2 protein-coding genes are annotated in these 14,231 nt (G+C 63.3%); one reads left to right on the plus strand and one right to left on the minus strand.

The window, feature by feature from the left end:
• Window positions 1-87: 87 nt before the first annotated feature.
• Window positions 88-12,381: a retention module-containing protein gene (locus tag VC352_RS03385; protein ID WP_322978177.1), complete on the minus strand. Its 12,294-nt coding sequence runs from the start codon at window positions 12,379-12,381 to the stop codon at window positions 88-90.
• 447 nt (window positions 12,382-12,828) lie between these two features.
• Between VC352_RS03385 and VC352_RS03390 the strand changes: the two genes are divergently transcribed.
• The gene (locus VC352_RS03390; RefSeq protein ID WP_322978178.1) at window positions 12,829-14,184 is read left to right on the plus strand and encodes a TolC family outer membrane protein; all 1,356 of its coding nucleotides are present in this window, start codon (window positions 12,829-12,831) and stop codon (window positions 14,182-14,184) included.
• Window positions 14,185-14,231 lie beyond the last annotated feature (47 nt).

Below are 14,231 nucleotides of genomic sequence, written 5' to 3' on the forward strand. Positions count from 1 at the left end.
GCTGCCGGAGAGGCAGCGGGCCCTACTCTAGTTGAGCGCGCGAACTAAGGAAACTCTGATGCGCCACTCGGACGCAGGCACGGCTCCTCAGGCCACCAGTTGATGCTTGTCCAGCATGCTGTCGATGATATCGGCCGTACTACTACCGGCACCGCCTCCGACTAGGGTGTTGGCCAGGGTGATGGTCTGATCCACCCCGTCCGCATTACCCACATTACCGCTGCTCGACACGCTGATCACGGTACTGCCCGGATCGCTGGCGAAGTCGAAGCTGAGGTACTGGCTCAGTGCATCGGCATCGTTCGGGTCGCTGACACCGACCAGCAGTTGCGACAGATCCAATTTGTCGCCACCCTCCAGATCGAAGTCATTGACTACGTCATGGTAGTTGCCACCACGATCATCGGCATTCCAGACGAAGGTATCCTGGCCATCACCGCCGATGAGGATATCGTCGCCGACGCCACCGATCAGCGTATCGTTGCCGACACCGCCGTTCAGCGTGTCATTGCCTGCACCACCGAGCAGGATGTCGTTGCCCATGCCACCGATCAGAGTGTCATGGCCCGCGCCGCCTTCCAGGCGATCATCGCCGGCTGCGCCATCGAGTACGTCATCGCCACCGAGACCCAGCAGCACGTCACTGCCAACGGTACCGACCAAGGCGCTGTCGTTGCCCTCGGTGCCGCTGAGCACATGCGGCGCCGCCGAGTTGCCGATACCGACCACCAGATTCGCCGTGCTGACATCACCGTCCGCCTGGGTCAGTTGATAGGTGAATACATCCTCCTTGCCCAGGTTGGCGTAGTCGGCATCCGGCGTGTAGGTGTAGGAGCCGTCGCTATGCAGAACCAGGCTGCCCCACTGCCCATCGATGGTCTTCGAGCTGGTCACGGCTACGTAATTGCCGTTGTCCAGCACGCTGAGCGTCGCGCCTTCGCTGCCCTTGCTGTCCACCGCGCCCCACGGGTGCTCGCTATGCAGGTAGGTGTTGGGGTCGGTGATCAGGTTGCCTGATACCGCCGTGGCGGTCTCGACCAGTACCGCAGCTGCGACCGTGACCAGGGTGATGTTGTCGATGGTCACGCGGAACTGGTTGTTGTTACGGCTCTGGTTGGCCGAGGTACGGTCATTGGCCTCGACGTACAGGCGGTAGGTTCCGCCTGCCAGGTTGAGCAAAGTCTGGGTCGAACCCTGGATCTGGCTCTGTACCGTCACCTCCTGCCAGGTGTTGCCAGACTGCTGGTAGAGCTTCCAGGTAAAGCTGTCGCCCGTACTGGCCGCCGACTGGGTGACATCGAACGACAGCTTGCCAGTCGAGCCCTGAGCGATCTCGAAGGACGGCGTGACGGCCTTGGTGCTGACGCCATCGCTGCTGTTGGTATCACGCAACTGCAGTCGCCCACCCTCGACCCGAACACCATTGACCCCGCTATCGCCGCTGGTGTTGCTGCCGGCAATGGCAGTCACCCCCCACTTGCCAGCCGCAGCATTGAGGACGTTGCTGGTTGCCACCACCGTGCTTTCGTCACCGAAGGGGAAGAAGTTGTCCTGCGTGTCGAACACCCAGGGATTGCCAGGATATGAACCGTTGCCGGTGGACGAGAAGTCCGCCAGTACGGTCGTGACCGGATTCGGGGTGACCCAAGTCTGACTCACGTTGGCCTGGGCGTAGTTGTCGTAGGCATAGACCTCGCTGCTGTCGGTGATGGTCAGCGCCAGTTCGCCGGTAACAGCATCTCCGTCGTGATCAACCAGGGTGTAGCGGATGGTTTCGGTCTGGTCGTCGGCCACGTCCTTGTTGAAGCTGTAGCTGTAAGCGCCGGTGAGCAGGTTGATGCTGAATGTGCCACCGCCCGCCGTGGTGAAGGTCAGCACATGGCTGGCCGCGTCATAACCGGCAGAGGACATGTCGTAGCTCACACCGTTATGCATGACCTGGCCGATGGGTTGCGCGGCCGGGCCGTCGGCGCCGAAACCGTTGCTGCCTTCGCTGATCACGTTGCCACTGATCACCGTACCGCTGACTGTGCCCTGCAGGGTGTCGTTGAGCTGGTTGAGGTTGGATACCAGGATGGCATCGGTATTGGCGCCCGCCTTGCCGTCATAGGCGATGGGGTTGAGCAACGTCTTGTCCTGGCTGCTTCCCAGCCCCATGCCCAGTGCATAGGACTTGATGTCGTTGGCATTGAGGAAGTCGGTCCAGGCCTTCTCCTCGACGCTGTCGATGCCATCGCCCAGTTCCGGGTTGTACTGGCCTCCATCATTGTTGCTGGCGCCGCTGTTGGATAGCGTCGGCTGGCCGTCGGACAGGAAGTACGAGACGTTCTGCACATCGCTGCCGACCAGCTTGCCGGACGAGCCGAAGGCATTCATCGCCTTGATCAGCGCATCGTCGTAGTTGGTCGAGCCATCGCCCGCGTTGTTGGCCAGACCGGTGAGCCAGGCTTTGGCGTCACCGGCCGTCATCCACACGCCACCCACGGCACTGGCCGAGTTGGCAAAGGTGACGATCCGCACCATCACGTCGCCGCGTGCGTCGTAGCTGTCGATCAGGCTCTGTACGGCATCCTTGGCCAGCGCCAGCTTGCTGCTGAAGCCACTGACGCCCGGAGGGGCGTCGTCCATGCTGCCGGACAGATCCAGCACGATCATCAGGTTGGTCTGGATGCCCTGCGGCTCGCTGGCGGACTTGGCAATATCGTCCGGCAACGCCGGCGAGTCGTCATCCACGCTGATGGTCAGGCTGCCCACGGCCGGTACCGACGACATGCTGGAGTCCCACACCTGATAGGTGAAAGCCAGGCTGAGGTCGTTCTCGTCTGCCGTCCCCGGCAAACTCGGCGCCGCATGATCGAGTGGCTTGAACAGCTCGAAGCGGTAATCACCGCTCGCCGCGTTGGTCAGGCTGAGGGTGAAGACCGGGTTGTCATCCGCATCGAAGGCGCTGAGCGTCTTGCCATCGCTACTGAGCTGATAAGTAAGCGCCGAGCCCCCCGAAGACAGACTACCCAGACCGCTGGCGTCCCAGGTGAAACCACCGAAGCTGTCGACCTGATAACCCAGGCTGCCGCTGGCGGTGGTCACCTCTCCTGGCAGGTCGTTGGAGCCTCCGGCCAGACCACCTGGCAAGCCGTCCTCGTCCACCTGGCCGAAGGCCTGGCCACCCACGGGATCGTTGCCCGTCAGGTTGAGGGTCAGCGTACCGACGGAGGTATCGCCATCGCCATCCTGGATCTGATAGCTGAAGGTCTCGGGGCCGGCACTGGCGCCACTGCCTGCGGTGTAGATCAGGTTGCCATTGACATCGATCAGCAGGGTACCGCCCTGGCTGCCCTGGCCGAGAATCTGCACAGGAGCGGCGGTGGATTTGCCATCGCTGCCGAAGTCGTCATTACCGGTCAGGTCAGTGACATTGCCGATCACCTGGTTGGTGGCCGTGCGTGACACGTCATCAGCCAGCATATCGTTGACCGCGGTCGGCGCATCATCGCGGAAGCCCACCACCTGTCCGAGGTCGATACTGGCCGAGCTGTGATCACCATCGGCATCGCTGATGGTGGCCTGCAGGGCGACCTTGCCGGCACCGAGCAACTGCAGTTCGTCCGGCTGCGCGGTTGGGTGTACCACGGCCAGCAGTTGCGTGAGGGTCACCACCCCAGCGGCATCGACGCTCAGGGTGAAGACCAGCGCATTGCCTGTCTCGGTTCGCCCTTCGACCACGCTGCCGTTGAGCACCAGCTTGACCGCCTGGCCACTGGCGGTCTCCACCAGCCCGGAGTCAGCCGAGTTGATCACCAGCCCATATGTCAGCGAGCCCGGGCCATCGGCGCCGTATTCGGCATTGAAGGCCGAGCTGAAGTTACGACTGACAGCCGCCTGCGGCGTACCCAGATCGGTTTCATCGACCTGCAGCGGCATGCCCCAGGTGACGTTGGTGCTGACGTCGTTGTAGTCGTAGTCGGCGTTGTCGGTCACGTCCTCCCAGTTCTGGTTACCGGGCGCCGCATTGTCCTGCAGGTGCGAACCGCCCGGGTTGAACTCGGCACGGTCGAATAGCACATTCGCCCCACCTGCGCCCGTGAGTGGCACGCCACCCAGCAAGGCCTGCCAGTTGCCATCGGCATCCTGCTCGAAGGTCACTTCGGCGCCATTGCTCAGGGCAGCATTGGCCGCTCCGTTGGGGATGATGAAGAAGCCAACCTCGTTCGGATCCAGGCCATCGAGGTCGAAGGTGCTGCCTGTAGCCTCAGCCTTGACGTCCGCCCAGATCACCTTGCCTACCGAAGGATTACCGTCGGCATCACGGGTGTAGTATCCATAGCTGTTGTCGAAGCCGGCATTGCTGCCAAGCAGCGTTGCCTGCGACTCGAAACCCGGTTGCAAGGCCTGGATGGTCGGTGTGTCATCGTTGACCAGCACATCGAGCCGCCCTTCGGCGGTATCACCGTCACCATCGGTCAGGGTGTAGCCGATCTGCAGGGTGATGTCGTTCTCGTCCAGGCCGGCCACATGCATCAGCGGTTGGTGCAGTTGCACGCTATAGGCGCCGGCAGCCGGATCGGTGAGAGCCACGGTCAGCAACACGCCACGGGTGTCGCTGCTGATGGTCAGGATGTTGGTCTGAGCGTTCCAGGTCGAGGTGACACTCTCGCTGCCTAGCACATTCGGCCCAGACAGAGCGATGCTGCCAAATCCATCGGAGCCGGTGGTGAAGTCGAGGGTGCCGGTGACCGTGGTGTAAGTGCCGGGCACATCGCCCTCGCCGCCATTGATGCCGTTGGCCAGCCCTTCATCGTCAAGGGCGAAGGTGGCCTGGCTGATGCCAGCCGAAGGCCCGTCGTCCTCGAAGCCGACCACCTTGCCCAGATCCAGGCTGGCGCTGTGCGAGTCGCCATCCTTGTCGTAGATGGTCACGCCGAGCTGCAGCAGGCCCTCCTTGATCAGTGCCAGCTCGTCGTGGCTGCTGTTATTGCCATGCTCGATCGCCTGGTATTGCTCCAGGGTCACATTGCCGTTACTGGCATTGACGCTGATCTTGAACACGGTCACGCCGTTGGCCGTGCCCAGGATGTTGCCGTCGGCACCCTTGGACAACAGGATGTCGCCGCCGGCCGTGGCATCCAGCCCGGAGTCCACGCCATCGCTGCTGAGGTTCAGTTCGAAACGGGTACGCGAGGCATCCAGACCATCGGAACCGGCATCGACGCTCAGGCTAAACAGATCAGCGCCCGGAACGCGCACATAGCCCAGCAAATTGCCGTGGCCAACTTCGTCGTTCGGTGAGGCATAGCCGGGCTCGTTCTGGCTGGAGCCACCCTGCCCGACCGATTCATCGACATACAGCCGAGCACCCTGCGCCAAGGCAAACGAGGTAACCAGAGGCCCGTCGTCCTCGAAGCCGACCACCTTGCCCAGATCCAGGCTGGCACTGTGCGAATCGCCATCCTTGTCGTAGATGGTCACGCCGAGTTTCAGCACGCCATCCTTGATCAGTGCCAGCTCGTCGTGGCTGCCGGTATCGCCATGGGCGATGGCCTTGTACTGCTCCAGGGTAACGCTGCCATCGGTGGCATTGACGCTGATCTTGAAGATGGTGACGCCGTTGGCCTTGCCGAGGATGTTGCCGTCGCCGTCCTTGAACAGCAGGATGTCGCCGCCTGCCGTGGCGTTCAGCCCCGAGTCAACACCGTTGCTGGTGAGCGTCAGGCTGTAGCGGGTGCGGCTGGCATCGAGTCCATCGGAACCGGCATCGACGCTCAGGCTGAACAGATCAGCCCCCGGAACGCGCACATAGCCCAATACATTGCCATGGCCAACTTCGTCGTTCGGTGCGGCATAGCCGGGTTCGTTCTGGCTGGAGCCGCTCTGCCCAACCGACTCATCGACATACAGCCGCGCGCCCTGCGCCAAGGCAAACGAGGTAACCAGAGGCCCGTCATCCTCGAAGCCGACCACCTTGCCCAGATCCAGGCTGGCACTGTGCGAATCGCCATCGTTGTCGTAGACAGTCACGCCGAGTTTCAGCACGCCATCCTTGATCAGTGCCAGCTCGTCGTGGCTGCCGGTATCACCATGCTTGATCGCCTGGTACTGCTCCAGCGTCACGCTGCCATCAGTGGCATTGACGCTGATCTTGAACACGGTCACGCCGTTGGCCTTACCGAGGATATTGCCGTCGCCATCCTTGTACAGCAGGATGTCGCCGCCTGCCGTGGCGTTCAGCCCCGAATCAACACCATTGCTGGTGAGCGTCAGGCTGTAACGTGTGCGGCTGGCATCGAGGCCATCGGAACCGGCATCGACGCTCAGGTTGAACAGATCGCCACCCGCAACACGCACGTAGCCCAGCACGTTGCCATGCCCGACCTCATCGGTCGGCGCCACGTAGCCGTTCTCGTTCTGGGTCGAACCGCCCTGCCCGACCGACTCGTCGACATACAAGCGCACGCCACGCTCCAGCTCGAACGACGTGACCTTGGGCCCGTCGTCCTCGAAGCCGACCACCTTGCCCAGATCCAGGCTGGCGCTGTGCGAGTCGCCATCCTTGTCGTAGACGGTCACGCCGAGTTTCAGCACGCCATCCTTGATTAGCGCCAGATCGTCATGATCGCCGCTGTCGCCATGCTTGATCGCCTGGTATTGCACCAGCGTCACGCTGCCGTCGGTGGCATTGACGCTGATCTTGAACACGGTCACGCCATTGGCCGTGCCGAGGATGTTGCCGTCACTGTCCTTGGACAACAGGATGTCGCCACCGGCCGTGGCATCCAGCCCGGAGTCGACACCCTGCTGAGTAAGCGTCAGCTGGTAGCGCGTACGACTGGCATCGAGCCCATCGGAACCGGCATCCACGCTAAGGTCGAACAGATCGTGCCCCTCGATTCGGGCATAGCCAAGCACGTTACCGTGCCCCTGCTCGTCGTCGGGCGCCGCCCAGCCCGGCTCGCTCTGGCTGGAGCCGCCCCTGCCGACCGACTCGTCGACATAGAGCTTGGCCCAACGCTCCAGTTCGAACTCGCTGATCTTCGGCCCGTCGTCCTCGAAACCAACCACCTTGCCCAGATCCAGGCTGGCGCTCTGCGAATCGCCATCCTTGTCGTAGACGGTCACGCCGAGTTTCAGCACGCCCTCCTTGATCAGTGCCAGTTCGTCGTGGCTGCCGGTATCGCCATGGGCGATGGCCTTGTACTGCTCCAGGGTGACGCTGCCATCGGAGGCATTGACGCTGATCTTGAAGATGGTGACGCCATTGGCCTTGCCGAGGATATTGCCGTCGCCGTCCTTGAACAGCAGGATGTCGCCGCCTGCCGTGGCATTAAGCCCCGAATCCACGCCGTTGGCGCTGAGGCTCAGGCTGAAGCGGGTACGGCTGGCATCCAGGCCATCCGCGCCGCCATCGGCGCTCAGGCTGAACAAGTCCTTGCCCTGGATCCGCGCATAGCCCAGCACGTTGCCATGGCCAACTTCGTCGTTCGGTGAGGCATAGCCGGGCTCGTTCTGGCTTGAGCCGCCCGTGCCAACCGACTCGTCGACATAGAGCTTCGCCCCCTCGGCAACGGAGAAAGCCGTGATCTTCGGCCCGTCGTCCTGGAAGGAGAAGTAGGACGATTTGCCGCCGGCCAGTTCCACGCTGGCGCTGCGGGTAACGGCGTCACCATCGCCATCGATGAGGGTCACCTGATACTGCAGTTTCAGCGAACCGTCCTTGATCAGCAGGTCGACCGCTTCATCGAAGCGCTGGCCGTTATCGGGGTGACGAATGGCCTCGAACAGCGTGGTCTGCAATTGCGCCTGACCGTCGACCGTGACGATGGCAATGGTGAAGACCGTATCGCCGCTGCTGTCGAGCCCTCTGAGCAGTTGGCTGTCGGAGGCATCGACGACCAGACGGATGGCCCCGCCATCAGTGGCCGACAGCGTGGTGGCCAGGCCCTCAGGCGGGATGCCGGTAAAGCTCAGGCTGCTACTGAACGACGCCTGACCATCGGCCCCGGCCGCGGCGGTCACGCTGAACAACGCGCTGAGGCCACCAGAAACCTGAGTCGTGGTACGTGCCAGCACACCGCTGGCGTCGTCATTGACATAGCCCTGGCTGGAGTCGTCGTTGGCGGCGTAGCGATCCTGCTCGCCACGGGTTTCGTCCAGCACCACTTCCAGTTGCCCGAGCGCCTGGCTGTCGACACCGAGGCTGAGCGTCGGCACATCGTCCTCGATGTTGATCACGAACAGGCCGCTGACATCCTCGCCAATCTGCAGCGGGTCGCCGTCGCCATCGGTGATGGCCAGCAAATGGGTGAAATCGATACCAATCTGGCCATAGCTCGACCACAGCTCACTGTCGTTGCCGTCCGCCTGCGGATGATCGATCGGCCCCTGCAGGGTGAAACTGAAGCTGCCATCGGCATTGATCACCAGGGTGAACACCGGATAGCCGCCGACCTCTGCGGCAGCGGTCGCGGTGAGCGTGGTGCTGAGCAGATGGCCCTGGTCGTCGAGGCTTTCACTGACCGTATAGACCAGCGGCCTTTCCGCCGAAGCCAGGCCCTGCCCATCGAGAACGGCCGTAGCGGCCTCGCTGCTGACCAGGCCGAAGCTGCCGCGCCCATCGGCACCGAAGGCCACCAGCGAGGCCAGGCTGCCCGCGCCGGTAGCGGTACTGACCACCAGGGTCTGACCAAACTCGGGATTGCCGACATGCGGGGTGTCGAGCTTGTCTTCATGAACGGTGCCACCGATGGCGGGCGGTGTGCTGTTCGTCCAGGTGGCCTGGATGTTGACGTCGTTGTAGTCGTTGTCGCTGCCGCTGTTGTTGACGTCTTCCCAGTTCTGATTGCCGGGGGCGGCGTTGTCCTGAACATGGGGTTTGTTATCAGGATTCAGTGCCGGATTATCAAACACCAGATTGGCACCGCCTTCGCCTGCCAGCGGAGAACCATTGGCAAAGGCCTGCCACTGACCATCGACCAACTCGAAGCTCACCTCGGTGCCATTGCTGACGCCATTGGCGCCACCGTTAGGGATGATGAAGAAGCCAATGCTGTCGGGGGCCAGGCCTTCCAGCGTCACGCTGCTGCCAATGCTCAGTTGCGTCGTGTCGGACCACACCACCACACCGCTGGCCGGCACACCGTCCGGCCCCTTGGTGTAGTAGCCGTAGCTATTGGCGTAGGACGCATCGCCACCCTGATAGGTCAGGGTCAGGCTGTAGTCCGGCTCGCTGGTCACCAGTTCGGGAACATCGTCCTCGATATTGATGACGAACAGCCCACTGCTGCCCTCAGGCAGTTTTAGCGGATCGCCATCGCCATCGGTAGCGGTGAACAGTTGGGTGAAGTCGATCCCGGTTCCCCCGGCGTTGCTCCACAGCTCGCCATCATCACCATTGGCCTGCGGATGGTCGATCGGCCCCTGCAGGGTGAAACTGAAACTGCCATCGGCATTCACCTGCAGGGTGAAGACCGGGTAATTGCCCAGGCTGTCGGCGGATACCGCAGTCAGCGTGGTGCTGACCAGCTTGCCGTCGACGACGGTTTCCACCACGTCGTAGACCAGGTTTTCACCCCCTGATTTCAGGCCCTGAGCCTGCAGCAGCGCGGTAGCCGTATCGCCGTCAACCAGGCCAAAAGCGCCAGGGCCATCAGCCCCGAAGGACACCAGCGAACTCAGCGTGCCCGCGCCCGTTTCGCTGCTTACCACCAAGGTCTGCGCACCACCCTCGGCATTGCCGGTGTAAGGCGAGGACAGCAGATCCTCATGCACCGTCCCGCCCGGCAGCGCCTGCTGCGGATCGAGGTTTTTCAGGACTGGCACATCATCCTCAATATCGATGACGAAGCTGCCCTCGGCAAAGCCGCCGAAGATCGGGTCGCCGTCACCATCGGTGGCCACCAGCACACCGGAGAAGTCCAGCGCCAGGTCGCTGCCGCCCAGCGTTTCCGAGTCCACACCATCCTGCTGCGGATGATCGACCGAGCCTTGCAGGGTGAAGTCGTAGCTGCCGTCAGGCCGCACCACCAGATTGAAGACCGGCTGGCCGCCCTCGCCGGCCGTCGCGGTCAGCGTGGTGCCATCGCTGGAGACGCTATACACCAGCGCCACTCCACCGGAGGTCAGGCCCAGCGCCTGCAGCCCGGACAGCGCGCCAGGTTCCTGGCTCAACTGGAAGCCGCCGCGACCGTCCGCACCGAACTCCACCAGTGCATCCAGGGTGCCGGCGGCGCCGCTGGCCGTCAGCGTCTGGCCACTGCCTTCGGTATTGCCGCCAGTCAGGGCATCTTCCTGCACCTGACCGGTAACCACCGGACGCTCCTCGCCGCCGATCTGCACCGGCACATCATCCTCGATATCGATTACGAAGCTGCCCTCGGTGAAGCCGCCGAAGATCGGGTCACCGTCACCATCGGTGGCCACCAGCACACCGGAGAAGTCCAACGCCAGGTCGCTGCCGCCGAGGGTTTCCGAGTCCACACCATCCTGTTGCGGGTGATCGACCGGGCCTTGCAGGGTGAAGTCGTAGCTGCCATCAGGGCGAACCACCAGGTTGAAGATCGGCTGACCGCCCTCGCCGGCCGTCGCGGTCAGCGTGGTGCCGTCGGCGGAGACGCTGTACACCAGCGCCACCCCGCCAGAGGTCAGGCCCAGCGCCTGCAGTCCAGACAAGGCGCCAGGTTCCTGGCTCAACTGGAAGCCGCCGCGACCGTCCGCACCGAACTCCACCAGCGCATCCAGGGTGCCGGCCGCACCGCTGGCAGTCAGCGTCTGGCCGCTGCCTTCGGTATTGCCGCCAGTCAGGGCATCTTCCTGTACCTGGCCGGTGACCACCGGGCGCTCCTCGCCGCCGATCTGCACCGGCACGTCATCCTCGATATCGATGACGAAGCTGCCGCTGACGAAACCGCCAGGCACGGCATCGCCATCGAAATCCGTGGCGATCAGGAGCTTCGAGAAGTCCAGGGACAACTCACTGCTGCCCAGGGTTTCCGAGTCGACCCCGTCCTGCTGCGGATGATCGATAGGCCCGAGCAGGGTGAAGGTGTAGCTGCCGTCCGCGCCGACCACCAGGGTGAATACTGGCGCGCCTTCCACGCCAGCGGTGGCAGTCAGGGTGGTGCCATCAGCCGAGACCGAGTAGACCAGCGCCTGGCCGGCCGATGACAAACCCAGCGCCTGCAGGTCGCTCAGCGCCTCGGCACGGGTGTCGAGCTGGAAGCTGCCGGGGCCGTCGGCGCCGAAGTCGACCAGGTTGTTGAGCGTGCCCGGCTCGCCGATGGCCTGCGTGGTTTGCGTCGGCAGGTTGCCCGGCTCGGCATTGCCGCTGCTCAGCGCGTCCTCGTGCACCTGGCCGCGAATCCACGGCCGTTCCTGCTCGCCGCCCGACTGCACGGGGCTGTCGTCGTCGATCAGGATGCTCAGGCTGCCGGTCGCTGGCGTGCCGTTACCGTCGGTGATGGTGTAGCCGAACTGGTAGAGGATGTCGTTCTCGTCACTGCCGCCCAGTTCCGGGGCTGCGTGATCGAGGGGGGCGAAAAGCTGGAACTGATAGGCGCCGGTCGCCAGGTTGGTGACCTGGGCCAAGAACACCACGGACTCTCCCGCCGTCGCGATCAGCGTCAGACCATCTGGGCTGACCTGATAGACCAGCGGCGCGCCACCGGAAGTGACGCCCAGCGCGGCCAGGCCGGCGGTCGACCAGGTGAAGGTGCCGGGACCATCGGGGCCGAAGTTGTAGCCCAGTACGCCGGTGACCTGGGTTGCGGCGCCGTCCAGATCGTTGACACCGCCGACGATGCCATCGGGCAGGCCGTCTTCATCGACCGCATTGGCGGCAGTACCGCCCGAGGGAACGCCGTCGGGCGCGGCAGCAGCGGTGATTTCCGGAGCAGGAAACTCCGGCGCCGCATTCAGCCCTTCGGTGGGAAAGCCGATGGTCGGGTCGACCGCGCCGCCGACTTCGCTCAACAGCACGAAGGAATTGCCACCGCCCGCACCACCGGCGCCGCCCCCGCCGGCACCAGGCCCGGCGGCGGTCGCTTCGGCTTGCAGGGTCGGGTCGGCACCGGCCTCGATCGCCGCCTGCAGTTGCTCGACATCGGTGAGGTCGCCGTCAGAGGGCGCGGTCGGCGGCGTCTCGACCACGGGCGGCCGGTAGTCACCGTTGTCACCGAGCAGTTGCGTATCGAGGGTCAGGCTGCTGTCGCGCCCCAGGGTCAGTTGCTCACCATTGCTCATGGCCACGGCGACCGCGCCAGTGGCGCCGGTCACCAGTTGCTCACCCGCGTAAACCCGATCCCCTTCGCTGATCGGCCGGCGCGATCCATCGCTCGCTACCGCGAACACTTCGCCGACCACCTGACTGACGATACCGATAAGAGTAGCCATGATTCCATCCTCACTACGGCTGCCGACCCACGCCGACACGTATCACTCGAAAGGGCCAAAGCACCTTGTGCAACGCGTGAGGAGGGAAAAACAGCACTGAGTGGAATGGAGCGGCGCAAAACTCAAAAAACGCTACTGACAAAAAAATGTCACCACAGTCCGCGTCGAACTATTCCATCAGATGAATTCCCGCCCTTCTGGTGCCTGACCGTTTGTTTTGGCCGCACAGCCCCGGAAAACGGGGCGCTGCGCGACCGATACGTTCAAACAATGTGCTGCTTTTCGCAGAGTTCATAAGATTTTTTGTGAATATGGCTTGTGAAAAAATCTTCTTAGCTCCTCAAAAAGTTGTTCTTAGATTTGATGTTACAAGCTTGAAACGGTTTGTAAGTCAAAAAAGCCATTTTTCTGGCGACAGGATAAGAACTTCGATTAAGGAGACTCCCGATGCGCACTCTCACCCCCCTGTGGAGCGCCATGCTTTTGGCGATGGCCAGTATGCAGGTTCATGCGATGACACTTTCCGAGGCCATCCAGAGCACGCTGGACAACCACCCGGAAGTCCGCGCAGCGGTGAACAGCCGCCTGTCCTCGGACGAGGACGTCAAGTTCGCGCGTGGCGGCTACCTGCCGACCGTCGACCTGCTGGTCGGCTACGGTCGGGAAAACACCGACAGCCCGAGCACCCGCGCGCTGGGTGATCACAACACCGAGACACTGAACTACCGCGACGCCGAACTGCGCCTGCGGCAGATGCTCTTCGATGGCTTCAACACGCCCAATGAGGTGGCCCGCACCGAGGCCGTGGTGAACTCCCGCGCCTACCGTCTGCTGGGCACGTCCGAGAGCCTGGCCCTGCGCACCGTGGAGGTGTACCTCGATGTGCTCAAGCGCCGCGAGATGGTCGACCTGGCACGTAACAACCTGCAGGCCCACCAGCGCATCAACGACCAGATCGGCCTGCGCAGCCGCCAGGGCGTCGGCAGCGCCGCCGACCTTGACCAGTCCGAAGCGCGCCTGGCCCTGGCGCAGAACAACCTCTACACCGAGGAGGTGAACCTGTCCGACGCCGAAGCCAACTTCTTCAGTGCAACAGGCAGGATGCCCGACGAGCTGGTCTCGCCCTCCTCGGTCAAGGGCGGCATGCCGGCTGATCTGCTGGCCGCACGGCAAACGGTGATGGACAACAACCCCTTCCTGAAATCCGCCCAGGCCGACGTCAACGCCGCCGAGAAACAGTACGAAGTGGCCAAGTCGCCCTTCTATCCGCGCTTCGACATCGAGCTGGCCACCAATGCCAACGACAACGTGCAGGGCGACGAGGGCCACTACAACTCCTGGCGGGCAGGCGTGGTGATGAACTACAACCTGTTCAACGGCATGCGCGACAAGGCCCGCCTGCAATCGGCCGCGCACCAGGTCAACGAATCGATGGACATCCGCAACAACGCGCTGCGGGTGATCAACGAGAACCTCTCCCTGGCCTGGAACGCCATGGAGAACGCCCGCCTGCAAACGCCCAAGGCACGCGACTACGCCGAGTACACCGCCCGTGTGCGCGAGGCCTACCAACAACAGTTCAGCCTGGGGCAGCGCACCCTGCTCGACCTGCTCGACAGCGAGAACGAGCTGTTCACCGCCAACCGCCGCTACACCGAGGTGCGCTACAACGAGGAATTCTCGATGTACCGGGTGGTTGCCGCCATGGGGGATCTGCTGCGTCAGCAGCAGGTCGTAGTACCGGCTGAAGCGGTAGCCCTCACCGAGGTGAAGAGCGAAGCGCGGTTGCCGGAAATGAAGTAAGCCGTGCCTGCAGGTCGCCAGGCGCGCAGTGCATGCCTGGCGGTCTG

The sequence above is a fragment of the Pseudomonas sp. C11 genome (genome assembly GCF_034683865.1).
Classification (GTDB): Bacteria; Pseudomonadota; Gammaproteobacteria; order Pseudomonadales; family Pseudomonadaceae; genus Aquipseudomonas.